Annotated in this window: 28 protein-coding genes; 2 read left to right on the forward strand and 26 right to left on the reverse strand. The window is 44.4% G+C overall.

What is annotated here, in order from left to right; translation table 11 throughout:
* Positions 1-56: 56 nt before the first annotated feature.
* From NKT06_RS23715 to NKT06_RS23765, 12 genes are all read right to left on the reverse strand, one after another.
* The gene (locus tag NKT06_RS23715; protein WP_253439878.1) at positions 57-941 is read right to left on the reverse strand and encodes an AraC family transcriptional regulator; all 885 of its coding nucleotides are present in this window, start codon (positions 939-941) and stop codon (positions 57-59) included.
* A 35-nt stretch (positions 942-976) separates the two neighbouring features.
* The gene (locus NKT06_RS23720) at positions 977-1804 is read right to left on the reverse strand and encodes a sugar phosphate isomerase/epimerase family protein (RefSeq protein WP_253439881.1); all 828 of its coding nucleotides are present in this window, start codon (positions 1802-1804) and stop codon (positions 977-979) included.
* Between the two features lie 12 nt (positions 1805-1816).
* Positions 1817-2824 (reverse strand): zinc-dependent alcohol dehydrogenase, encoded by a 1008-nt coding sequence (locus tag NKT06_RS23725; RefSeq protein WP_253439883.1) that lies wholly within the window; start codon positions 2822-2824, stop codon positions 1817-1819.
* 405 nt (positions 2825-3229) lie between these two features.
* Positions 3230-3337 carry a DUF3502 domain-containing protein gene (locus NKT06_RS31955; RefSeq protein ID WP_483311591.1) on the reverse strand — a complete coding sequence of 36 codons (108 nt, stop codon included), beginning with the start codon at positions 3335-3337 and terminating at the stop codon, positions 3230-3232.
* Positions 3338-3573: 236 nt separating this feature from the next.
* Positions 3574-4896: an LLM class flavin-dependent oxidoreductase gene (locus tag NKT06_RS23730; RefSeq protein ID WP_253439886.1), complete on the reverse strand. Its 1323-nt coding sequence runs from the start codon at positions 4894-4896 to the stop codon at positions 3574-3576.
* A gap of 79 nt (positions 4897-4975) precedes the next feature.
* On the reverse strand, positions 4976-6208 hold the full coding sequence (locus NKT06_RS23735; RefSeq protein ID WP_253439888.1) for an MFS transporter: 1233 nt from the start codon (positions 6206-6208) through the stop codon (positions 4976-4978).
* 216 nt (positions 6209-6424) lie between these two features.
* A complete protein-coding gene (locus NKT06_RS23740) occupies positions 6425-6865 on the reverse strand; it encodes a GNAT family N-acetyltransferase (protein WP_253439891.1) in 441 nt (146 codons plus the stop codon).
* Between the two features lie 424 nt (positions 6866-7289).
* Positions 7290-8189, reverse strand: a complete 900-nt coding sequence (locus NKT06_RS23745; protein ID WP_253439894.1) for an ROK family protein — start codon at positions 8187-8189, stop codon at positions 7290-7292.
* Between the two features lie 28 nt (positions 8190-8217).
* On the reverse strand, positions 8218-9690 hold the full coding sequence (locus NKT06_RS23750; RefSeq protein WP_253439897.1) for a glycoside hydrolase family 32 protein: 1473 nt from the start codon (positions 9688-9690) through the stop codon (positions 8218-8220).
* Positions 9691-9717: 27 nt separating this feature from the next.
* Positions 9718-11325, reverse strand: coding sequence for an ABC transporter substrate-binding protein (locus NKT06_RS23755; RefSeq protein ID WP_253439900.1), 1608 nt, complete (start codon positions 11323-11325; stop codon positions 9718-9720).
* A 55-nt stretch (positions 11326-11380) separates the two neighbouring features.
* Positions 11381-12262 carry a carbohydrate ABC transporter permease gene (locus NKT06_RS23760; protein WP_036617174.1) on the reverse strand — a complete coding sequence of 294 codons (882 nt, stop codon included), beginning with the start codon at positions 12260-12262 and terminating at the stop codon, positions 11381-11383.
* Positions 12263-12278: 16 nt separating this feature from the next.
* Positions 12279-13139 carry an ABC transporter permease gene (locus NKT06_RS23765; RefSeq protein WP_223200008.1) on the reverse strand — a complete coding sequence of 287 codons (861 nt, stop codon included), beginning with the start codon at positions 13137-13139 and terminating at the stop codon, positions 12279-12281.
* 540 nt (positions 13140-13679) lie between these two features.
* Here NKT06_RS23765 and NKT06_RS23770 point away from each other — a divergent pair.
* Entirely contained in the window at positions 13680-14756 is a 1077-nt protein-coding gene (locus NKT06_RS23770) for a LacI family DNA-binding transcriptional regulator (RefSeq protein ID WP_253439903.1), read from the forward strand.
* A 119-nt stretch (positions 14757-14875) separates the two neighbouring features.
* Here NKT06_RS23770 and NKT06_RS23775 read toward each other — a convergent pair whose 3' ends face one another.
* The 12 genes from NKT06_RS23775 to NKT06_RS23830 form a co-directional block, all read right to left on the reverse strand.
* Entirely contained in the window at positions 14876-15694 is an 819-nt protein-coding gene (locus tag NKT06_RS23775) for a purine-nucleoside phosphorylase (protein ID WP_036617166.1), read from the reverse strand.
* Positions 15695-15859: 165 nt separating this feature from the next.
* The gene (locus NKT06_RS23780) at positions 15860-16030 is read right to left on the reverse strand and encodes a hypothetical protein (protein ID WP_253439906.1); all 171 of its coding nucleotides are present in this window, start codon (positions 16028-16030) and stop codon (positions 15860-15862) included.
* A gap of 204 nt (positions 16031-16234) precedes the next feature.
* On the reverse strand, positions 16235-17236 hold the full coding sequence (locus NKT06_RS23785; RefSeq protein WP_253439909.1) for an endo-1,4-beta-xylanase: 1002 nt from the start codon (positions 17234-17236) through the stop codon (positions 16235-16237).
* A gap of 240 nt (positions 17237-17476) precedes the next feature.
* On the reverse strand, positions 17477-17824 hold the full coding sequence (locus NKT06_RS23790; RefSeq protein WP_253439912.1) for a hypothetical protein: 348 nt from the start codon (positions 17822-17824) through the stop codon (positions 17477-17479).
* 134 nt (positions 17825-17958) lie between these two features.
* Positions 17959-18831 carry an aminoglycoside phosphotransferase family protein gene (locus tag NKT06_RS23795; protein ID WP_253439915.1) on the reverse strand — a complete coding sequence of 291 codons (873 nt, stop codon included), beginning with the start codon at positions 18829-18831 and terminating at the stop codon, positions 17959-17961.
* 40 nt (positions 18832-18871) lie between these two features.
* Entirely contained in the window at positions 18872-19351 is a 480-nt protein-coding gene (locus NKT06_RS23800; protein WP_253439918.1) for a DinB family protein, read from the reverse strand.
* A gap of 29 nt (positions 19352-19380) precedes the next feature.
* Positions 19381-19917, reverse strand: a complete 537-nt coding sequence (locus NKT06_RS23805; RefSeq protein ID WP_253439921.1) for a GNAT family N-acetyltransferase — start codon at positions 19915-19917, stop codon at positions 19381-19383.
* 16 nt (positions 19918-19933) lie between these two features.
* Positions 19934-20215: a hypothetical protein gene (locus tag NKT06_RS23810; protein ID WP_253439924.1), complete on the reverse strand. Its 282-nt coding sequence runs from the start codon at positions 20213-20215 to the stop codon at positions 19934-19936.
* A gap of 29 nt (positions 20216-20244) precedes the next feature.
* On the reverse strand, positions 20245-20667 hold the full coding sequence (locus NKT06_RS23815) for a hypothetical protein (protein ID WP_253439927.1): 423 nt from the start codon (positions 20665-20667) through the stop codon (positions 20245-20247).
* A 47-nt stretch (positions 20668-20714) separates the two neighbouring features.
* Entirely contained in the window at positions 20715-21260 is a 546-nt protein-coding gene (locus NKT06_RS23820; RefSeq protein ID WP_253439931.1) for a GrpB family protein, read from the reverse strand.
* A 98-nt stretch (positions 21261-21358) separates the two neighbouring features.
* Entirely contained in the window at positions 21359-21931 is a 573-nt protein-coding gene (locus NKT06_RS23825) for a hypothetical protein (RefSeq protein WP_253439933.1), read from the reverse strand.
* Positions 21932-22029: 98 nt separating this feature from the next.
* On the reverse strand, positions 22030-23520 hold the full coding sequence (locus NKT06_RS23830) for a glycoside hydrolase family 43 protein (RefSeq protein WP_253439934.1): 1491 nt from the start codon (positions 23518-23520) through the stop codon (positions 22030-22032).
* Positions 23521-23700: 180 nt separating this feature from the next.
* Between NKT06_RS23830 and NKT06_RS23835 the strand changes: the two genes are divergently transcribed.
* Positions 23701-24603 carry an ArsR/SmtB family transcription factor gene (locus NKT06_RS23835; protein WP_253439937.1) on the forward strand — a complete coding sequence of 301 codons (903 nt, stop codon included), beginning with the start codon at positions 23701-23703 and terminating at the stop codon, positions 24601-24603.
* Positions 24604-24826: 223 nt separating this feature from the next.
* On the opposite strand, the gene NKT06_RS23840 is transcribed toward NKT06_RS23835, so the two are convergent.
* Together NKT06_RS23840 and NKT06_RS23845 are read right to left on the reverse strand one after the other, a co-directional pair.
* Positions 24827-25342, reverse strand: coding sequence for a DinB family protein (locus NKT06_RS23840; protein ID WP_253439940.1), 516 nt, complete (start codon positions 25340-25342; stop codon positions 24827-24829).
* 16 nt (positions 25343-25358) lie between these two features.
* On the reverse strand, positions 25359-25508 hold the full coding sequence (locus NKT06_RS23845) for a hypothetical protein (protein WP_253439943.1): 150 nt from the start codon (positions 25506-25508) through the stop codon (positions 25359-25361).
* Positions 25509-25550 lie beyond the last annotated feature (42 nt).

Genomic DNA, 25550 nt, shown 5'->3' on the forward strand with positions numbered 1-25550 from the left:
CTATTTCTTGTCTAAATATACTATATATCTTTTATGTCTAGTTAGCAACTAGCAGCCTATTTCCACTCTACCCTTGATTTCATCGCTGCATATTTACTGGGAGTGATACCTACAGCAGCCTTGAAAGACCGACTGAACAGATGAATACTCGAAAAGCCAACCTCCTCGGCAATCCGGGTTAAATTATGTGTTCCTTCCATAATTCTTTTCTGGGACTGCTCTATTCGGATATGTGTCACATATTTGTGAAGGGTTATCCCCAGCTTGCTTTTGAACAAATGTGATAAATGGTTCGTCGACACACCGACATGTCTACTGATAGCAACATTATTTAATTGAGGGTCAGCGTAACATTCATGAATATAACGAATCGATTTTTCAATGAATGCCCATCCCTTGGTCATATTCCCCTCTTGGTCTTGATTTTCGGATTGATTTTTGAAAAACAGATGCAGCAACTCCAAACATATGGATTTCGTGATTAACGAAGATCCTCCCCGCTTTTCCTGAAACTCCTTATGCATGAGCGCAAATCTCTTTTTCCATTCGATTCGATCGGCTAACTGCAAATGAGAGATGGGGCGTATGGATGCCAGCTTCATTTCCCTATCCGCCAGATCGGGACTTTCACGATGAGCTGCACTCGTATTCTTCAATAAACTACGCTCTTCCTCATAGTACAGATCAAAATGAAAAATATACTGAATCAATGGCTGCGTGGAGGTGGACCGAATGATATGAGGCATGAATGGATGCATCAGCACAATGTCGCCTTCTTTGACCAGGTATTTCACACCACTCAAGAAGAACTCCGCTTCCCCTTGCTCGATGTAGGTATACACATGATCGTGGTCTATCCATTCCCCTGCCAAAGAAAATGATTCCGTGACTCTTGCCGCTCTTACGAATGGCGAAATGTTGTTCATCCATGCCTCATACACATGTATTCCTCCCCGCTGCCTTCTCACTGATCCGGTTATATTGTCGCAAACACTTTATCGAAGCCTGCCTTGGACTTGGCAAACAATTCACTTGAATCAAGGGTTGGCGTTGGAGCCAACACCTCTTGAGATACGACGCCCGTGTAACCAATCGCCTTCAGGTTCTTCAAGAAACCTTGCAGATCGATTACTCCTTCGCCAGGGTATAAGCGCTCATGATCCAGCAACTCTTCAATGGGCAGATCATAAGCATCATTGATGTGAACATGGACAATCTGTTCCTTCTTAAGATCCAACACCTCTTCGATCTTTAATCCATTCGTATGCCAATGATAGGAATCCACCAATAAACCTACATTCGGAGCATGGATTGTTTCGATCCAGTCAAGCGTATCCTCCACACTCCAAATAAATGGATTCTTCCATTGAGTACGCAGATGATGGCAACCCACAAACTCCAGGCCCAGCCTTATTCCATAGGCGTCCAGAATATCTGCACACAATCTCAATCGTTTGGTAGCTGCCGCCATAAATGATGCTGCTGGCTGATCCGTTGAAGGTAAAATATAGGTGCAACAGTTGTAACAGTTCAATGCAGCAGAGGCTTCTGCCATTTGTACCAGCGATTGAAGTCCTTCACGAAACTGTTCATCTGTGGTTCTCCAGTCTACGGTCAGACCGGATGAACCGATAATCACATGATTGCTTTCCAGCAGGTGTATAGCTTGTTCCTTGCCCACTTCTTCAATCAATGAGAGCGGATTCAAATCTACAGACTGAAATCCGTATTTTGCAGCATTCGTAATATATTGTTCATTGGACTTGATGTTCCCTAAGCCTGCAGTTGTTAACCCTCTAATCATCCCAATCTCCTCCTAGGACCAGTCAAACAGCACACCGTTATACTGGTCTTTATTCAATCTCAGTCCCTCGTAAGCTTCTTGCGCTTGATCCGGCTTCATCACATGACTGATCAATGGTTCGATATGCAGCTTGTTCTTTAACATCAGTTCAAATACAATGTTCGAATTCCTCACCAGGGAATGCTTCACGAATTCGTTCGGCTGAACCGGGAAGCGCCATTCATGTGCCCCCTTAAACGTAATGCAGCCTCGTCCATACAGGTGGCAGTAGTTCAATATATCGGTGACATCCGTGTTATATTCGCCTCGTGGACTGCCCAGGAAAATAATCTCTCCCAACTTCCCAATCCACTCCAGACTCTGAACACCTACACTAGGTACACCCGTCGCCTCAATATGAGTAGATACACCTGCTCCATTCGTTATGGCATGTATCTTTTCTTTTACTTTATCTTCTCCGCCATGAAGCGTATAGTCAACCCCACAGGTCTGGGCAGTTTGGATTCGTTCTGGTGACAGGTCCACGCCAATCACAGTTGCACCTTGAAGGCGTGCCAATTGAGCGGCCAAATTCCCTACCAATCCAAGCCCCGTCACGCCAACAACATCCCCAAGTTCAATATTGGATACACGAATGGAGGTGAATGCCACGGTTGCCATACGGGTGAAGGGAACCCACTTCAAATCCAAGTGCTCAGGTACCTTGATGAAAACATGATCTGTGGATACCACTTGATATTCAGCATGTTGACCATAATGAAATACAGCGTCCCCTGGCTGAACATGGTGTACACCCTGTCCCACCTCGATCACTTTACTTACACTCGCATACCCCGGACATAAGGGAAGCTTGGCCCACTCTTCTTTTCCCGATAACATGGCCAGCTCCGTTCCCGGACTGATGAGGGAATAGATCAATTTCACCAATACTTCCTTCTCCCCTAGGGCTGGCAAAATAAAATCCTCTTCTACCGCTTCAACTTGCAGCGGACGAGCAAACATGATCTTTCTATTATTCATGTTTTCACTCCCTTCTTATCTTTTTAACTACAATATTAAGACTTCTCATTGGCATTGTCTTTGATTGAAGAACCGATTTTTTATCTAAAACAACGATTTGAAAACCTTTGCAACCGAATCCAGCAGAAACGTATAAAGACTCACAAGATCCAATGATCTGTGAGCCTCATATTCGATCCCATTCGCTCGTAGTCTGATACAATGCGATACACTCATTAGAAGACGAGCTACTTCAGGGATATCCAGACGTAGTTGAAACCGGATCGGCCGCATGGTTCCTCTTTTGCTAATTTCACAGCTATACATAACTACAATCCACAAGGGGAAAAGAAACGCCCACCAAACCGGACAGACGTTTCCGTGTCTTCTTTATTTCAGGTTTATTTCGGATTTGCACCTTTCCATTCATCGTATTGCTTTTGGCAGATGCTCATCCGGGTCAACAGCCCCCGTCATGATGGATGAGTAGAATTCTTTCACGATGGCGGAGATGGAAGCTACTTCCGTCTTCACCGGATCAGGATTGAAGTTGAAGCCAAAGCGACCTTATGAAATCAAGACGTTTGAGATTGATCTGAGAGTATAATCCTATAACTGCAGCAGCTTAACCGAAGAAACCAGCAAGTTCCCATATGATGGGCGACCTGCTGGTTTCTTCGTGTCGATCGTTAGGATAAGAGCTTTCTGGATCGCTTATAAAGCATTCTGAACTGGAAGCAAGTTCGATTGCACCATCATTGTGATTTTATTTATTTTACCGTCTCTAACGTATACCGGTTTCGCGGAATCTCAAGACCCAGATTCTCCCTTAGCGTCTCATGTTCATACTCTGTACGGAACAGCCCTCGTTCTTGCAGAACCGGAACAACGAGCTCCACGAAATCTTCCAATCCATTGGGCACCACAGTACGAACATTGAATCCGTCTGCCGCTTCGCCTTCAAACCACGCCTGAATCTGATCTGCGATCTGATCCGGTGTACCAATGAACGATGTACGTGGAGTGGATGCCAACAACGCGACTTGGCGCAGGGTCAGCCCCTGTTCCCGTGCCTGCTGCTTAATCTTGTCTGTTGTACTGCGGAAGCTGTTGCTGCCAATCTCCCCAATCTCGGGGAAAGGTTCGTCCAGCGCGTACTGGGAGAAGTCATAATGATCGAAGTACCGCCCCAGATAGTTCAACGCTTGATCAATACTCACCAGTTCGGCAATTTCCTGATACTTCTGCTCCGCCTCTTCCGCGGTTCTACCCACAATTGGGCCGATGCCCGGGAATATTAGGATATCCTCTGCCTGACGTCCATATGCCACCGCTCTTGCCTTCACATCCCGGTAGAACTCCCTTGCTTCCTGCAACGTCTCATGTCCTGTGTAGACGGCATCCGCCGATCGGGCGGCCAGATCTTTACCAGATTCAGATGAGCCCGCCTGGAAAATCACCGGATGACCCTGTTTCGAACGCCCCACATTAAGTGGACCCTGCACCGAGAAGTGCTTTCCCTTGTGATTCAGTGTATGTAATTTGGCAGGATCGAAGAATACGCCCTGTTCCTTGTCTCCGACAAAGGCATCTTCCTCCCAAGAATCCCAGAGACCTTTGACCACATTGAGATGTTCTTCTGCAATTTCGTAGCGCAGCGCATGGTTCGGATGTTCGCCTTTGCCAAAGTTAAGGGCCGATCCTTCCAGAGGTGAAGTAACCACATTCCATCCGGCTCTCCCACCGCTTAATTGATCCAACGAGGCGAATTGCCGCGCAACCGTGAAGGGTTCACTATAGGAAGTAGACAATGTAGCAACCAGCCCGATGTGGGAAGTTGCCCCGGCGAGTGCGGACAGAAGCGTCAATGGTTCGAAGCGATTGAGAAAATGAGGATTGGACTTCTCGTTGATGAAGAGGCCATCTGCAATAAAGAGCAGATCAAACTTGCCTTTTTCCGCGATACGCACCTGCTTTTTGTAGAACTCCAGACTAACGCTCGCGTTAATGGGAATATCCGGGTGACGCCAAAAGGAAATGCTGTTCCCCACTCCGTTCAGATTGGCTCCCAACTTCAATTGCCGTTGTGACATATATATTCCTCCCTATGTTGTGGTGATGACCATTCAGTTCGAATATCCTTTTATCTCTGAGAGTTGTTTCGTCATTTCATCATTTCTTTATACTGTTTCCGCCAGCTTCTGCTGCTGCCATACCTAATCCGCGTTTATCCGCCTGTTTCACATCACTAACTCTGACTGCCCAAGCCGCTCCCAGCAATACAATCCCTGTGAATAGAAAAATAAACGGAATGCCGATCCATCCACCGAGCAAACCACCGATTAACGGTCCGAGTACAATACCGAACTGACTCGCCGTCTGACTCAGACTGACAGCCCTCCCACGAAAGTCGTGATCAGCATACTTGATGATCAGCGCATTAAGCGCCGGATAAACCGCGGCAAAGAACAGACCATAGACAAATCGCAGGCTGCCAAAATAAATCAGATTCGTTGCTGTCATTTGCAGCAGACTGCCAATTCCGCCGCCAATCAGACCGATAAACAGGGTTTTCTCGTATCCGATCCTGCCACCAATCTTCCCCCATCGCGGTCCCATAATGACAGTTGCCACACCAATCGCCGAGAAGACAATACCTGCACTAAGTGTTGCACTACCGATATCTCCGCCAATCTGGACGACATAGAGTGTCAGCACCGGTTCAATGATGAGTACAGACGTTGAAACCAGCAGAATCAGACCGTAGATCCGCATCAACCCGGGTGTGGAAACCGCTCTTTTCAAGTCCTCTATGATCCTTGTTGGAACCACCGTACGAGCTTGCCGTGATTCCTTAACACCTAAGACCATCAGAGCCGCGATCAATGTAATCACAGCCGATGCAATGAAACACCCCCGCAGTCCAATCCAGTGACTCAACACACCACCGGCAAGAGGACCAAGAATTCCGCCCGCAGCGCTGGCCGTGGAGATCACGCCGAGTGCATAACCCACCTGTTTCTCCGGAGTATTGGTGCCGATCAGTGTGATCGAGGCGGGATGAAATCCAGCCATGAGACCCTGAAAGACCCTCACTGCGATAAACGTATATGGATCGTAAACAAAGAAGTTAGCCAGATGTGCAACGCCTAGCCCAACTCCTGAACGAACCAGCATCAGTTTGCTTCCATATCGATCAGCCAGGGATCCCCAGAAGGGTGCGCATAATCCACTGATCAGAAAGCTGATGGAAATCGAAATACCGGACCAAGCTTCCAGGCCGCTTTGGATACCGAGATCGTTTTGCAGAAATATGGGAAAGAACGGAACGGACAGCGAGTACGCCATATGATTGAAAAACAGGCCGAACCACAGAATATACAGATTTCGCTTCCATTGTGGCATCTTGGCATTCTCCATACTATATAATTCCTATATAAAAAGTAGGTTATTATCCATGTTAAGGTACCGTCATCAGAAAGTATAATAGAAAAGTTCAATAGACCCATTCAAGAATTAAATGAATGGGTCTGTTATATAAGTTGTAATCCCCAGATTTTTTTCTGCCCTCTCCGTTTCTGTGTAAAAGAATAGTTCAACTTATATAGATGTACAGTAAAATTACTGCAATTGAACCGACATAAATACATCGACCTCATCTTCACTGTCCAATATAAATCCAAATCGTTCATACAATCGCCGCGCAGGACTTCCCTGCAACACATTTAAAACAACCTGTTTCCCCTGAACTTCATCCTGTTTCAACAGCATGTTCAGCACCTGAGTTCCTATTCTCTGACCCTGATAATCGGGATGTATGTAGAAATGTTCCAATAGATATACCTCAGCCTTGGGCTTCAATGCTACACAACCTACCATTGAACCCTCCACTTCAATAATCCTCGTATGAACAGGGTCGAACGTATTTCGGAAACGTTCACGCACTTTCACATCATCGTACCTTCCCAACCTGGTTAGATCATCGTATAATACCAACGCTCGCAAATCAGCGAGTTGCTCTTGGTCTGCCTGCACAGCTTGACGCATTGTTATTTGGTTCATTGATTGGATTCCTTTCCATTGAAGACACGATAAATTTTGAATGTTTTATTGCACGATAGAGATAGACACTCAAAATCATACCTTTGGCAGCTGACTTGAGCAACATCGGATTTAAGAACGTATTATATTTTCCAGCTAGATCCTCCATCCAAAAAGTAAAAGGACAGTAAAGGCTATATAAGTTGAACTAATCATTTACACAATAACGGAGAGGACAGAAAAAACCTGAAAAAGCGAAGCGTTCGCCTTTATCACCGGATTTCCCCTTAAGAAAAGGGGATCAAAAAATCTGGGGATAACAGCGATTGGAAGGTTATTCTGTCATCGTAGTGTCCGTGTAAATAATCTTTAGTTCAACTTGTATAGCTTAACAAAATAAGCGAACCCGCAGCCGTCCCTTCCGGGATGTCATTATTTAATAAAACTACGAAGCATGTGAAACTTGTGCCGCATGTTGCAATGCTTCCAGACCCAATGCGAGCGCACCACATAGACCTGCATGCTGGCCCAATCCGGGCTGGACGATATATTGGTCAATATGTTGCGTGATTGGAGCAGCATTCACGTAACCATTGAGATTCCGTACAACCCTCTCCCGGATCAGAGGAAACAGATGATCTTGCTGCATCACACCGCCACCCAAGATGATCTTCTGCGGCGAATGAAGCAGGATGGCCGTGGTGATCGACTCCGCAATGTAAAAGGATTCGATCTCCCACGACGGATGATCTGCTGGAAGTTCACTACCAGGGATCTGCCATCGAGCTTCAATGGCTGGCCCTGCTGCCATTCCCTCCAGGCAATCGCCATGATACGGGCATAATCCGGCAAAGTGATCGTCCGGATGGCGTCTTGTCCGAATATGTCCACCCTCGGGATGTAACAATCCATGTACTCGTTGGCCCCCTGCCACAATTCCGACACCAACGCCTGTGCCAATCGTGTAATATACACAATTGTCCAGTCCTTGCGCTGCTCCCCACGTCACTTCACCCAGCGCGGCAGCATTCACATCCGTATCCCATCCGATAGGAACCGGAAATTCATGCTTCAAGGTTCCAACCACATTACAGTTCTCCCAACCTGGCTTAGGTGTTGTTGTAATATAACCATAGGTGGGACTATCCGGTTGCAGATCAATCGGACCAAAGGAGCCAATCCCCATGGCTTCCACACCATTATCCCTAAAATAGTCGATTACCTTGGCCAGAGTTGTCTCAGGGTGTTCTGTTGGAAAGCTGATCCAATCTTCTATGTGTCCATGCTCATTCCCTACACCACATACAAACTTCGTTCCGCCCGCTTCTATGGCTCCAATACGCATCGTTCTGCACTCCTTCCCTTCATTACAATTAACCTTTAGCCTGGGGCGATGATATCTCATAGATATGAAGTGAAGAGAATACCAGATCGGTATTTTCGGCATGAGCAGAGATGCCCTTGGAGTCCACATCCGGATAGATCAGATCCGTAATAACGGCCTGACCGTCATTTGCAAATACCTCCACAGATGAATGATCTACCAAGATACGCAAACTTTGATTCGCACTCGGCGCCTTTAACTCAGCTGTATGACGGCTCAGGAAAAGTTCATGAAAATTGCCGATGCCCGATCGAGTACGATCAATATATACTTCACCTCGATTGGCGTCTACACCAACGACCGTCTCGTGATCTGCGCCGCTTCTTAGTGCAAAATGGAACGACTGATTTGGAGTCCACTCTGCATGGATCTCATAGTTCACTAGTTGCAAAGCGTTCAACTGCTCACTCATTTGCTCAATCGAAACATCCTGTAGGGATAATACTGCGGTTCGGGCTTGTTCAAGCTCACGCGCAGGACGTTGAATCAGTCTTACTTCTCCTGCTCTTGTCTCAAGTGTAAGCTCCCGGGCAATGGTCATGGCTCCACGGTAATCTTCTGTTGGCGTCTGGTTGGCATACATCCAGTTGCTCATCCAACCCATAAACAAGCGTCTGCCATCTTCAGCCGGAATGTCGGACCAACTAACTCCTGCGTAGTTATCCCGACCATGGTCAATCCAGCGAATCGTGTGGGAGGCCTCATCTGGGACAAATGTACTTCCATCAAAATCCCCGGTGAAATATTGCGTTCTGGAGCCTTCTATACAAGCAGGATCTGCACCGATGCTAACGAGCATTACCCATTTCTCCTGCCCTGATTCTCCATCCACTGCAAGTGGGAACAGGTCCGGACATTCCCACACACCAGCGTGTGAACCGATCCCTTCGCCGAATTCACTTCCTAGTTTCCAATCCTTCAGATTGGGAGAACGATACAGACATACCGTTTGACCACAAGCGATAATCATAATCCATTCCTTGGTCTGTTCATGCCAGAACACTTTGGGATCACGGAAATCTACAAAGGATTCGTGCGTTAATACCGGATTCCCCTCGTACTTGGTCCAGGTTCTGCCACTGTCTTTGCTATACGCTAGACTCTGACGCTGAACAGGATGATCATTTGGTACTTCCAGATGATGTGTAAAAATGGCTACCAACCCCGGCTCATCTTCGAAAAATCCGGAAGTATTGTTCCAGTCCACCACCGCACTGCCGGAGAAGATCATGCCATGTTCATCCGGTGCCAGAGCTACAGGAAGTTCCTCCCAAGTGACGAGATCTCGGGTTACCGCGTGACCCCAATGCATCGGTCCCCATGTAGTACCAAACGGATGATACTGGTAGAACAAGTGATACTCCCCATTGAAAAACACCATGCCGTTCGGGTCGTTCATCCACTTCTCTTTCGGTGAAAAATGGTATTCATTTCTGTAATCTTGTTTAAGAATTGTCGACATTATGGTTTCTCTCCTCCGTACTTTTCTTTATTTGTTATTACGGTCATATCCCGCTTGTTTAATCTGTAGCCATTCTTGCAATCCAAGGCGATCCAGCTCTTTCAAGTAAGCATCCCATTCCTGATCTATTTTCCCGTTCTGATACCATTCTGTACGCAGACGTAACACGTAGGCAAAGAGATCGGTCTCGATCGTGGACAATCGATCCAGTTCATCAATGGAGAAGAACACACTTGGATATACGTTCTCCGCTTTCATATGCGGAACCATAACCTTGTCGAGAAGTTCCATCCGCCAAGCCGCATCTTCCGGTTTGGTTGTGTATTTGTCATAATAACTGTCGAGAATGGCCAATGGTCCTGCGATACTGGTTTTTTGTCTAAGTTCAACTGGTGCAGAGCCTTCCAGCGGAAGATGCTTCAGCATGCCTTTGGCTTCATCGAATTCAAAAATATTTTGCTGACTATCATCTCCATAGGTACCCCAGTTGTTCTGTACGGATTGGAGCGGATCGTACAATTGGTCTACCCACTTCGCTGTGGATTCCAGGTTTTTATTGCTGCTGGTGATGACCATGCGACCACGATCAAGCCCAATCCCGTTTGTTCTTGTGACATTAACTTCGCCGTTAGGTCCAGCAACCGGAGGCAGAACATCATACGTATCATTCATGCCTGTAATGTTAGCCTTATCCCAAGTGAAGTACATGCCGTACTTGTTGTCCTTGCCTTTCGCAAGATAAGTGTTCCAATCCTGCTGATACGACTCAACATCGACGAGACCTTCCTGAACCAGCTCATGAATGTATTTAACCGCTTCTTTGTAGCCTTCATCAGCTGCCGTGAAGACCACTTTCCCATCATTGGTTACCACGGTATGATCCCAGTTCTCTCCGAGTCCAAATGCCGCAAAGAGGAATGTTAGATCTTCTCCGCCCGGTTTGTTAATGAAAGATAACGGAATTTCGTCTGCCTTACCGTTGCCGTTAGGATCTTGGGTTTTGAACGCAATCAATACTTCTTTCAGTTCTTCGGTTGTCGTTGGCATCTTCAGTCCAAGCTTGTTCAGCCATTCCACATTAATCCAAGGCAAGTTATCTACTGCCTGAATCCGTTGTTTGCCACTTCCGAGTTCTTCAATCCATGGGAATGAATAGATATGTCCGTCTGGAGCCGTGATCATGCTCTTGTATTCGGGAGCTTCCTCCAGCACCTTTTTCAGATTGGGCATCTGTTGTTCAATCATGTCCTCAAGTGGAATGATCGCCCCGTCCTTCGCCAGTTTCAGGAGATCATAATCCCCGTAACCTGCATCAAAAATAGCATCCGGCAAATCACCGCTGGCGACCGCCAGATTTCTTTTTTCTGCAAATACATCACTCGTATAGTTCTTCCAGTTGATATGCACATTGGTTTTCTCTTCGAGTCGCTTATTAATCAGCTTGTCGTTGGGATCAGCGGGAGCCAGCGGAGAACTCTGCGTGATAAAATTCAATGTCACCTTGCCATCAGGTGATTGCGCCTCACTTGCCGCGCCGCCTCCACCCCCGCCACAGGCGGTTAAAAAGAGCATTGCAGATAACATGGAAATGGACGCCGTTGTAACGGCTTTTCTGGATTTGTTCACTTTTTTCATAATAATGACCTCCATGAGTTGGATTGGATCAACTTACTGTATCGCAGGCTGTTCACTATTTGAGGGAACCGACCATGACACCTTTTTCGAAATACTTCTGGAAGAACGGATACATGATGATGAGTGGCAGACTCGAAATGACAATCGCTGAGTATTTAATCATCTCGGAGAGCCGTTTCAGTTCTGCCATCGCGAGCTGATCACTGATCATGCCCGGTGCAGCCTGATTCTGAATCAGAATGGAACGCAGAACGAGCTGTAACGGATGCAGATTCGGGTTATCGAGATAGATCATTGCATCAAAATAGGAATTCCATTGCCCAACGAACGCATAAAGTGCGAGTACAAAAATGATCGGTTTCGACAACGGAATGACGATCTGGAAGAAAATCTTCATTTCGGAGGCACCATCCACATTCGCTGCTTCTTTCAGTTCCCGAGGGACTCCTTTGAAAAAGGTTCTGGAAAGGATAATGTTCCAGACGTTAACGGCTCCAGGGATGATGATGGCCCACACCGTATCCAGCATGCCGAGATTACGTATGAGTAGATAAGTAGGGATTAATCCCCCGCCGAAGAACATCGTAATGATAAAGATAATCATGAAAAATCCACGTCCCGCGAGCCTATCATCCGACAATGCATAACCTGCAAATATGGATACGGTCACGGTGATCAGTGCAAAAGAAACCGAGTACAATACCGCATTTGCAAACCCTCGGATCATGGCTGGATTGGACAAAATCATCTGATATCCGTCCAGACTCCAGTCCGATACATTAAAGGACAGTCCACGATTCAGTAACACCGTGGGGTCCATGAATGAGGCGATAACAATATAAATCAGGGGAACAACCACAACCAGTACAGCACAGGTGAGAAAGATGGCATTGAGTGTGAGGATCAATCGATCCATTCCCGTGTGTTTAACAACCATGGATAATACTCCTTTCCTAATAGAGGCCTTCGCCTTCATTCAATTTCTTCACAATCAGATTCACCGTCACCAGCAGAATCACATTGATAACTGAGTTGAACAATCCCACTGCCGCAGAATAAGCGTAATCTCCAGACTGCAGCCCCACCTTGTAGACATACGTGGCAATAATCTCGGAGGAAGGCAGGTTCATGGACGTCTGCATCAGATAGGCCTTCTCAAATCCAATGGACATAATGCCACCCGCTGCAAGGATAAAGACGATAGCCATAATTGGACGAATCGTTGGAAGGTCAATGTGGCGAATACGCTGAAGGAGGTTGGCTCCATCCAGATTAGCCGCATTATGAAGCTCCGGATCAACATTGGCCAAAGCCGCAACGTATATGATGGAAGCCCAGCCGGCTCCGGTCCAGATATCGGACAAAATGTAGATCCAGCGGAAATATTCCGGTTCAGACATGAACATGATCGGCTGACCTGTAATCCATGTGGCTAATTGATTAATTGGCCCTGTCGGTGAGAGGAAGATGAACAGCATACCCACAACCACAACAACCGAGATGAAATTGGGTGCGTACAGAAACAATTGGATATTTTTCTTGATGCCAGCTTTGCGTACCTGATTCAGCATGAGTGCCAGTAAAATGGGCACCGGGAAACTGAATATCAATCCCAAAAAGCTGAGTTTAAGCGTATTCATTAAAATGATATCGAAATTGGGTGAAGCTATAAATTTCTCAAAATGCTTCAGTCCCACCCAATCACTTCCCATGATGCCTTTGATCGGACTGAAATCCTTAAACGCAATGATGGCTCCGTACATCGGAATGTACTTGAAGATAAGGGTCAAGATTAAGGCTGGTGCAAGCAACATATATAAAAAGTAATTTTTTTTGAGCTGCTGCAACCTATGACCGCTTGTCGTCCTCACTTTCAGTACCCTTCCTTCGCCCTTTTTGCTGTCGGCTATGTTATCCAACACGATACCCCCGTTCATTCTAGAAGTTGACAATTGTTTTCAGTAAGGGCTTTCAATATTTACAATTGCCTATTTAATAATTTACAATTTATCAGGTTTCAACGGATTTAGTCAATACGTTTTGTAAAAAAATATTTGTGCATTTGATCATTTTATCTTTGCATCAATGTAACTAAAGAGGATTAAATTTGCATATATACAACACTGAATCGTTAATAACAGCATAGATATTTCTATATCATTATTGTAATAGATCATCATTGTTACACTAATTAACGAAACTTCTGGAACAATTATGAAAATAGAATTCGCCCATGTAAATGTAAACACAATTGTGCATTTGTAAAACAGAGATTGCTATTTGTCCCGTTCTATTATACATTTGACTTAGAGAAGAATATGGATGACTATTGATGATTAGAGGTGAAGCATGAGATGGCAAAGGAAAAAGTCACGATACAAGACATCGCTGATGCTTTGGGGATCTCCAGGAATACGGCTTCCAAAGCATTGAACGATAGCGGAAACATCCCGGATGAGACTAGAAACCGTGTAATCAAAAAAGCAATTGAACTCAAATATAAACAGTTTGCCTATATGGAAAATGAGCATGTTTTAACCAAGGCCCCGGGCAATATCGCCTTGTTAACTGAAAACCTGCCTAATACATCTCACTTTGGTTCGTTGTTAATCAGCGGTTTGGAGAAAAGAATCAGTGCGGAGGGATACAATCTCTCGATTCATATCGTGCGTGAAGAAGATCAAGATGCGCTTACACTTCCCAACAATTTTGATATTGCCAAAGTAGACGGCATCATTTGCATTGAATTATTTGATCTGGAGTACACTCAGCTGATTACCGATCTGGGCATCCCCACGATCTTTATCGATTGCGCTTCCAACATATGTTATCCCGAATTCCATGCAGATTTGCTCCTTATGGAGAATGAACACAGCATCTATCAGATAACCACAAAATTAATTGAGAGCGGCTACACAAGTATCGGATTTGTTGGAGACTACAATCACTGTAAGAGCTTTAATGAACGATGGGTTGGATATCACCGGGCTATGCTCGAATCGGGGTTGCAGGTCGACCTATCCCACTGCATCCTAGATAATGATCGCCTATGCTTCTCCAAGCCAGGATGGTTGAACCAGCGGGTGGCAGAGCTAACTTCCATACCTTCCGCATACGTATGCGCTAATGATTTTTTAGCAGTCGATCTGATCAGGGCTTTGAAAACCAGAGGCGTTTCCGTTCCGCAGGATGTTGCGATATGCGGATTCGATAATGCACCCCAATCCCGAATTATTGAGCCTGCATTAACGACAGTTCATATTTACAGCAATGAGATGGGCATCAAAGCTGCGGAGATGCTGTTATCCCGGATTAATAGCCCGACACAGCCGTATCAGGTCTCCCACATTGTGACCAAACCCATCATCAGGGAGTCCACACCAGCAATCATGGCCGATCATGCTCAGATGGTTCATGGTTCGGCAAAATAAAAAAACGTATGTCTCACGAGTAACAACTCGTGAAGCATACGTTTTTTTGTGGTTTCGACTTGTCTGGATGGAAACTTTATCCCATCCATCGCGGCCTAGAATAGAAATAATTCACGCGATTAGATTTCTTTCAAGATACCTTTTACCAAACCAATAAAGGTTGTTTTCACTTGGGCAGCCACTTCAATGACTTCGTCATGACTTAACGGCTGATCCAGAATGCCACAGGCCATATTGGTCAGACAGGAAATGCCCAGTACCTTCATACCGCCATGGATGGCAACAATCGCTTCAGGTACCGTAGACATCCCCACTGCATCCGCACCCATCGTACGAATCATGCGAATCTCCGCTGGTGTCTCATATGCCGGGCCACTCCACCATGCATAAACACCTTGCTGCAGGCCAACATTCTGCTCTTCTGCAACCTTAAGGGCAATGCTGCGCAGTTCGCGATTGTATACCTGTGATACGTCCGGGAAGCGCACACCTAGTTCAGCATTATTCGGTCCCATCAACGGGTTGTTGCCCACCAGGTTAATATGATCTGTAATCAGCATCAGTTGTCCCGGCTCAAAGCTTGTGTTGATGGCTCCGCAGGCATTGGTGATAAGCAATTGCTCGACACCCAGCGCCTTCATGATGCGAACCGGGAAAGTCACTTCGTCCAATGTAAATCCTTCATAGTAATGAAGGCGGCCTTTCATCGCTACAACCGTTTTGCCCATCAGTTCACCAATAACCAATTCATTGGCATGACCGATGGCTTCCGATTGCGCGAAATACGGAATATCTGTATACGGAATAACGGTCGCATTTTCAATCTCGTCCGCGAGCGCTCCCAGTCCCGAACCCAGAATCATGCCTACGGCAGGTTTGGTATGGATTCGGTTTAATATGTAATCTCTTGCTTCCTGAATATGTGCGGATTGATGCATAATGATATCCTCCTGATGATCTGAATTGAGTTAACGAAAACTGAGTTAAAAAGGTACTACTCATCAAGTGTAATGAACAATGGTCTTGATGTAAATGGAAGCTGTTCTATCTGCAATAAAAAAACGACCCTATGCTCCAGAATCGTTTAAAAACATGGACATACCCTAATCCAATGTATATTTGTTTCTACTTTTCATGTAATCGATTGTCAAGATCAGCAACAGCATGAATGTAGCAAACATCAGCGGTTTGGCAAAAGTACCTTCTTCAAAAATATAATAGGCAGCGACCAAGTTTCCTGCAAATATTAACAGATAATTGCGGGTGCGATCCATCTTCTCAACTCATTTCGGAAAAAGAATATTATTTCGAGATTTCCTTTCTTTTACCCTATCACAATTTTCCATAAAAATCCATATACATACACACATACAAGCGTAGTATTCAATCACGCACGAGATAGCCTTACTGTATAATCTATATTGAGTACAGCAAAAAATCGGCCACATCGTGACCGATTCTCTCCACTTACCTGATGTTCAGGACATAGGATTAATTATACGCCAAAATGATTCCTTTGGCTGCAACTGTTGATCAAAAACAAAAGGCCAATTTTTGCGTCCACGTACCGGGAAATGGTCCAACCAGGTATAATTGTCCGCTACTCCCCAGAATGTTACAGAGGTAATGGATGATTTGTACTCACGGAACAAATTGAAGATTTCTTCATAACGACGTTCCTGTAATTCAGCCATCTCTGGAGTGGGTGCAGTAAGATCGGTTCGACGATCCTCATAACGGAACACCGACATATCCAGCTCTGTAACATGCAACTGTACATCGAGTGAAGCATAACGCTCAATAGCCATTCGGATCTCCTCAATTGAAGGACCATGAATATTCCAATGTCCCTGCATGCCTATTCCATGTACAGGTGCTCCCTTGTCCAGCAAAGACCGAACCAGATTGTATATTTTCTCCCGTTTGACCGGATCCGTCTCATTGTAGTCATTATAGAAAAGAAGGGCATTGGGATCTGCTTCATGAGCCATGCTGAATGCTTGCAACAAATAGTCTTCTCCCACTAGCTGTAGCCACTTCGTGTCCCGCATGAATAGGTCGGTCTTATCTTCAATCGCTTCATTGACGACATCCCATGCATATATTTGCCCTTTATATCGACCTACCACTGTATCAATATGTTGCTTCAAGCGGGACAATAACAGTTCTCTGGAAGCGGGAGCACCCGAAGTATCCTCGAAAACCCATTTCGATGTTTGATTATGCCAGACCAGTGTATGCCCGCGAACCGCAATCCCTTGGGCAACGGCAAAATCAACAATTTGATCCGCCGCCTCAAATGTATAACGATCCTCTTCCGGGTGAATTTCTTCGAATTTCATCTGATTTTCAGCTGTGATACTATTGAAGTGTTTGGCGATGAAATTCCCTTCGGACTGCAACATTCTGGTATGTACAGCAGCACCTATTTTGAACGTATTAGCGTACGCAGCATGTAGTGATGGAATTTCGGTTGGCATTTACAATTCCTCCCTGCCCATTTTTTATTCATCATATCGTTTGTTGAATACGCTTACAATGAACAAATTATACTTCTTCCCCCTCATATTTAACTATTTATAATCCCGAGCCCTGTTGGCACAACAAAAACACCTCCCTGTTTGTGCCACTGCTCATCGCAACAGAACATTTCTTGGTAGGTGTTTTGTGATTGTGATGTTCAGTTAAATTTAACTCATGTACAAAGAGGGTATGAAACGTTACAGCTTGTCTACCTGTAACAAGGTTACCTGTTTCACTGTGCATGCCGGATTAATTTGCTCCTCGGACAGAATGTTCAGCTTGATGAGACTTTTCAGCTTATGGCTGTCTACCTTGGACAACAATCGCCAGATGTCCGGGTCTGGAAGAGAAGCATACAGCTTCTGATCATCGTATTCCTTCCGGTGCTGAAGCACCGTTTTCACCGTGTAACCACCAACCTGCGTCTCATAAACTCCTTGTTCTGCACAATACGCAACAATCTCGTCTCGTAGTACAGACAACTGCTGCTCAATATCTTTTTGCTGCTGCTTCAATTCAAAATAGGATTGAACTTTCTGCTCCATATCGATCACGCTCCTCTATAACATAGGTATGCGAGGATCGCTAGTTTAGGACTGGCTGTTAATTTTATTCACACACATGCGGTCTCACTCTCATTCAATCATATCCTGTCGTCATTGATATTCCGTGACTAGGATTACAGCAGGTGTTCATTCAAATATGGATTATGTACAGCTATGCTGTGAACTCTTTCCATTACATCTGGCCCCATGGGTACATGCCCAACGCGCCTTAACAGAATCCAGCGCAGGCAAGCTATTGCTCCAAAAATCTGTTCCTCTTCCAGCGTGTACACATAACTTGCAGAACGTGCAAATTGAGCGCGATACACCTCGCCGTAACGTTCCCCATTATAGATGGTGATCAGAAAAACAGACCATGCTATATCGTACCTTGGATCACCGTATTGCCCATTCGTCCAATCGATAATGGTGTAATGACCGTCCATTTCAAGAATGTTTCCCAGGTTATAATCACCATGAATCAAACATTCCTGCCTGATCTGGACATGTTGGATCAAGTTTGCTAGAAGATCATTTATACCTCCATGCGACTCAATCTGAGGAAAAAAGTATTCAACAAAATCGTACCTGGATATGTATGCTTCATCTTCTCCAACACCCACTCTATTCACCGGATAACGATGAACCTCCATTAATCGCTCAGCCAACTGTGTCAGTTTGGGTTGTGTTACTAGGGTAACCGGCTCTCCATCATAGCTCGTTAACAACACCTGATTCTGTTGGTCGTCAAATCCCCAACCGCAGGGCTGAGAAACACCAATTCCACTTTGATAGAGCTTGGATAATAATCGATATTGTTTGGCGATATCCGGCTTGGAATCCTTGTCCCAGACCTTCAATACGTACCGCTGCTCACCCATTTCAATTCTCATTACACTAGCTTCCAGTCCAGGTGACAACGGAATGATCTGAACCTCCTGTTCAATCACCTGCTGGACACGATCATCCAGTTGTATCCAATCTATCTGGCTGAGTCCGGTAATCATCGTTCCCCTCCATCCTTCCATCTCCTGGCGATCTCTCCATTTAGTCAGGTAGAATAAGTCCTTTGCCAATGACATTGGCGGATACTGGCTGCTTGCCCAATTCTCTGGCCCATACCGATAGCTGTCCCATATGGTGAATCTCATGGGCGATCACATGTCGCATGACTTCTCCCCATGAATCTGTAGCGACATTGCCACCTGAGCGATGATCAATATAAGCTCTTTTTTCCATACTCGGCTCCCATGCTGTTACAAATGCCTCCACATCCGGACGTAACTTGCGATCGAATCGTCTTACTGCCTCAAGATTCTGGTAGTTTGCAAAATTTTCGGCATCATCCGGTTTACCCTGAAGCAACTGAAGCCAGCTCCACTCTACATCAATGATATGAAATAACGTTTGTAATATGTTGCCTACTCCGCCCGTGCGAGGCCGAAGCAATTCTTCAAGCGATATATCCTCACACCACGCATACCATTGCTCACGCACCATCCAGTTATAACGAAAGAAGGTTTCCATCGGTATATTCCCCTTTATCGGCTATTTTTTCAGAGAGATTTGATCAATTCTGTATTGGCAAAGGTATCCTCCGAATGTTCAAGATCACCATACATTCCGCTAATCTGATTGAATCCGGATTTGATCCAGAAGCGTAATGCAGGCCAATTTTTGAGTGCCACGTTAATTCGAATTTCCTTGTAACCAAGCTCGGAACACTGGAGTGTAAGTGCCTGAATTAATTCTCGTCCGTACCCCTTCTTCTGGATCTCGCTCTGGATATATAGAAATTCAAGATAAATCGAATCCTCCGAGGGATACCCATGGTACACACTTAACAACCCAATATAGCGATCATCTTCATGCGTGCGAATGGATTGAATTCGATAATTCTCCAGCCTGCCTCCCGGTGGAAGGTGACCTTCTTCAACACATTTCTTCACATAATTCAGATCATGCTCTTGTCCATCCCATTGATGCATGTATCGACTGGTATCATAAATCGACTGAAGTTCAGGAATGTCGGACTCTTTCACGTCTGAAATCATGAGCCTGTCTGACTTCCATTCTACTGGAAATTGTTTCATCGTCATCACTCCATCTTTACGTTCTAGTTAATCTCTTTTTAATATATAAGATTACATGAATACCTGCATAAATAAACAGCACATTGAACAAATATAGAAGTACATTTAAAGAGATGCCAGATATAAACCAGATTGTTCCGTCCGAGTTGGCATCATGATAATCCGTAAAGAATCGGATCGGGAAACCATACTCTGTTCGGAGCGGTCCATCCTCAGTATGTAAAGTTCCAGGAATACATATGATGGCTAATACAGCAAGCCAGGCGGATAGATTCATTATTCTTTTGTTAATCGCCAATACCTCTCCTCCTGACGAATCAATTTAATTCAGCTCTTTCTGCTTCGCATCTTTAACAAAACTTCCAATCCCATATCAATCAGTACAAATAGAATAGCAGCAAGGACGCCAAATAAGGTCAGAACTAACGTCTCTTTGAAATCCAAGATTGCTTCTCCTGCGCCCATGACCGCATAATAAATATACATACCTAGAACTCCAGCACATGCATAGCCTAATATCCTCGTACTTAGATACAACACATGATTAGGGAATTGTATTCGGCTGAGCAGATAGTCTAGCAATATCGATAAAGGTAGCCCAATCAACAGGATCAAGGGAGTCGCGTATACCAGATAAATAAGAATATAAAAATCAAAACTGTAGGATTCATTCATCGATATGAGACTTGCAGCCAAAGTAAAACAAATGATGGTTAGAACGGTTGTTATCAGCTTTCTTCCCATGTTCATCTCATTTCATCACTCCAATACAAGTTATCTCTATTCATTGGATGTGCTCATGCGTCAGATTTTGCCGGCTGCCATCCGATATCTTGAGACCAACGATGTGCTCTCTGTATTATGCTCCACACCATTGGCCCTTTTCCTTCAACATATTTGGGACGCTGATCTTTATACAATGACATGAGTCTGTGCTTTTCTTCTGCATAGTTCAAACAATCTTCTGGATGCTCCCTTAAATAGTCTCTGAACAGCAAGGTCATCTGCTCAGAGAAACTGCCTGCCTGTCTAACGTGTATATGTATCCTTCTGCTTCCGGGTTCTTCACGAAAGTAACGTTTGGTCTTATCCGGATTTTCTGCTCTGAATACAAATCCGACGGTTTCGATCTCACGTTTGTAGTCCAACAGATTCTCATAATTAGAAACAGATATTTGTATATCTATGATAGGTTTGGCGTCTATTCCCACAATGGAAGTGGACCCGACATGATCAATCTGCACGGCCTTTTCTCCCAACGCTTCTCTTAATTTCGAACCCGTTTCGAGAAACAAATCACGCCATGCCGGATCATACTTTTCAATTCTCCATTGATCCTCCATACAACTCCTCCTTGGTATCCAATCAAGCTATATAATTAAATAACACGTTCTTTTAACCTTTTGTTACATGTAGATTATTTAGTGATGCCATATAGATATCATGCAAAATCATCATTGTTTATCCCTAGTTCTATTTGTTTTTTGGATTCAATCATGTATTCGTATACATCATCAATTTCTGTTATCCCTTTAATATTCTCTTTTAACAGTTCAATAATTAATTGATTATCACTCTCTCGCATCTTTATATCTTCCATATAGTTATCGTTATAGTCGTTCATAAAATCTAATTTGTTCTTATAAAATCGAAATCTTTCCAGAACATACACTTCCTTAAGATTAATAAATAATGCTACAAAATCCTTAAGATTTCTGGCCACTAAAGTTACTTGATTACCAAACGCCGTAGGTTGAATAAAGATAACCGGAGCTTCTTCCAAATCACTAATGGATCTGTTAAAAGTGAAAAAAGCAAAATGGTCACCATCTGCCCCTGTTCTTCCAAATATGATGGCATCATCTGGCGTACAATAGTATCTATCATCATCATTGTTAAAACTAATATAAAACCCCATATAATCCTGAAGGGTCCCATCATGTTGTTTACGTAATTCCTTATCTATTCGAACGATGCCTTCTAAGGATTCTGGCATTTTATAATGTACTTCCACGTTTGCATACCTCTCTTCTATTGGCATTTATTAATATATCTATATTTTGCCACAAATTAAAAAAAAGAGAAGGACCCTTAGGCCCTCCTCATAACTTCTCAATGATAATCACACTTGAAATTTGTAAACTCAGCTGAATTATCTTGCCCGCTCGCGTATAACCCAATAAGTACGCCTGTAAAACCTCCTGCCACCTCCGAGGATAGGTATCTCGTCTGTGCCGTGCCCAGCAGAACCTCTTCACCATCTACTTGAAACAGGAAGCTGTAGCGTTCCTGGCTTGAGCGGATTACCAGCGTTGCATGCTTTTTATTTCCCAGATTCACTTCATGTTCTATCGATTTGATATCACCGATATTTAGACGCTCAATCACCTTATAACCATCCTGCTGCCCACGAATAGCCACTTCATAATGATGATTCTCGTCCATGTAGATCGTGATCCCGGCTTCTCCACTCGTCAGACTAACATTCACTGAAATTGTTGCATTAAAGTCTTTTTGACGTAGCCCAATGAACGTTGGGGATGCCGGAACGTCCAGCGTTACATCAGTTCCTGTTAGCGTAAGCTTATCTGATTCAAGCTGATAATGCTCTGTGTTCGGATGACGAAGGTAACACCAGTCGAGGTTCCAGTTTGTATTTTCAAACGTATAATGCTTCTTATCCTGCTGGATCACCGTTTCAGGAATACGATTAGTCTCAAAACTCGTCAGTGTCGTGCCTTCATGCCCGGCTGTAAACCATCCGTCTTCACCAAACGTAATCGGAGTCAGAAATACTTCTCGGCCCAGATGATGGTACGTAGCCCATCTGCCAATCTGTCGGAATCCCAGGTGAAAGAGCCACCAGTTCCCCCGATCATCCTGAACCAGATCACCATGCCCCACACCCTGCAGTTCATATCCACCCAGATTACGATTGGTTAGAACCGGATTGTGCGCATAAGCCTCGAATGGACCTGAAGAAGATGTTCCCCGCGCATACGTAACCATGTGGCCATATTCGGTGCCACCTTCAGCTGCAAGCAGGTAATAATAACCGTTCATTTTATACAGATGCGGACTTTCCAGATATCGTCCACCTGTCCCGTTCCAGATGGTCCGTCCTGGGGTTAATTTGCGGCCGGTTTCGATCTCAATCTCACACTGTACAATTCCGCCAACGCCTTGATCATCAACCCCGTTACTCATAAACAAGGTCTTTCCATCTTCAAAATACAGATCGGGATCAATCCCGCCTTGATCCACATAAATAGGCTCAGACCACTCTCCGTAGATATCGTCCGTCCATACATAGAAATTCTGATGCGTCGTATCGTTCGTTGTGACCATATAAAAACGCCCGTCATTATGCCTGATCGTTGGAGCAAATACGCCTCCGGAGCTATTCACCGTCTCGAGCTGAATCTGGCTTTTACGAGTGAGGCAATGACCAATCTGCTTCCAATTCAACAAATCCTTGCTTTCAAAGAGCGGCACGCCCGGAAAGTATTGAAAAGAACTGCACACCATATAGTAGGTATCGTTGACTTTAATCACGCTAGGGTCTGGATAGAAACCTTTTACAACAGGATTATTGTATTTCATTACTCCACTCCATCTCTTATTTCAGAATTCACAAATATAAGAATTTAACTTCGTATCAACTAAAAAAATTAAACACTATTGGCGATTAACTTGCAATGAATCTGGATTGCATCTTCGAGTTAATTTCATTAAATTAATATATATGTGATTTTAGAAAATTGAGGGTAGGGAGTTGTACAGATGATCAAAGCAAATGGGGATCCCCAGTTCCTTTCTTTATATGAGGCACTTGCAAGCGAAGTCAGATGGAGAATCATGGATATGATTGCAGATCGCGAAATGAATGTGAAGGATATTGCCGCAGTATTAGAGCTTAGCCCCTCCATTGTCACGATGCATATTCGCAAACTGGAGGATGCGGGTCTAATTGGGAGCAGACGAGTTCGGATCAACGGGGGAACACACAAATTATGTTACCTCAAGCAAAATCAGATTGAGATCGAGCTGCCATCCGCAAGCCAAACTTCACGAACCAGAGAACAGACAATATCTGTCGGACACTATACTGCTTTTGATATTCACCCTACCTGTGGGCTAGGCACACTTGAGAAAGAAATCGGCGTCTGGGATGATCCGCGTTACTTCCTTGATCCCGAGCGGGTACACGCTGCAATTCTGTGGTTTGGGAAAGGTTATGTTGAATATAAAACACCTAACTTTGTACTACCGGATCAGACTACCGATGCTATCGAAATTTCGATGGAACTAGCCTCTGAAGCTCCGGGATTGCGGGATCATTGGCCTTCAGATATTCAATTCACCTTTAACGGTATTCCGCTTGGAACATGGACAAGCCCTGCCGACTTCGGCAGGGCAGCGCGCGGCAAGTATACGCCAGAATGGTGGCATCGCAATGTGAATCAATACGGATTATTAAAGACCATCCGCATTGATACCTCCGGTACTTACATGGATGGTGAGCGGATGTCAGACATTACGCTCAAAGATGTCAAACTAGACGAACCGTTCTGGACGCTTCGATTTACGGTTGACGAGACAAGCCCCAACGTAGGAGGTTTAACGATCTATGGTGCCGGTTTTGGTAATCATGATCAGGATATTGTTATTCGTGTATTGGGTTAATTTTTTCACCTAATCGATTAACTTGATTTTCTCAAAAACATTATTTTTCTCCAGATCTGAAGTAATTGCATAGGGCAGGTAATGATATAATTCAGATCTGGTTGCCAACTTGTATTCACTATGTTCTTCTGAAAGATTCACTTGATGATCTTTAGTTCTACACAAATACATTAGAAGAATGACCTGTCGATGAGGATCGGTAAAGAACGTATTGGTAATCAGTTTATGTTTGGAACCATCTTCTTAACTGATTAATATGAGCTTGATGATAACGGTTATGGTCAGCCATGTGCCATAATCCCCAACGTATCGTAGCTTGCTTTTCGTTCTGATGTCCAAAAGTAACGACTCGACCTAGATCAGCATCCGCTAAATGTGTGCATGTCTCTTTTAGAAGGGTTAATACACCCTCATATTGAGAGATAAGTGTGTCACGTGACACACCTTGAACCAGGGGAAATCTATTATTTTCATCGATCATAGGACCATATTGCTCTATTAATGGCTGCGGAAGGACAACTCCCTTTATTCTATAAATCCAATTCATATCAACGAACGTAATATGTCGGATTAATTGAGCTGTACTATTAAACTGGTTCCGTCTCCCTTTGTAATCTACCTCTTCTTGCGACATACCTTCTGTAATTGATTTAAGTCGCTCACTATTCTCTGTTACAGCGGATAATAACATCCCCACAACAGGTGCCATATTGGCTTCCCCTTGTAGGTCGTGAATCATAGTCATCACTCCTCCTTTACCTTCGCTCTTTCAATAAGTCTTTTATTTCCCTTAACTCTGATAATATTTCTTTTGTGTGCTTACTATTTTTTGAGTTATCTATTCCAACTTTCACAACATAAATACCGAGGAACAGATAAACCACCAACATAATGATCATTCCCATGTGTATTTCTCCTTCCAAAAAAACAAAACGCTGTTACGAGAA

Source organism: Paenibacillus sp. 1781tsa1, assembly GCF_024159265.1.
GTDB lineage: Bacteria > Bacillota > Bacilli > Paenibacillales > Paenibacillaceae > Paenibacillus.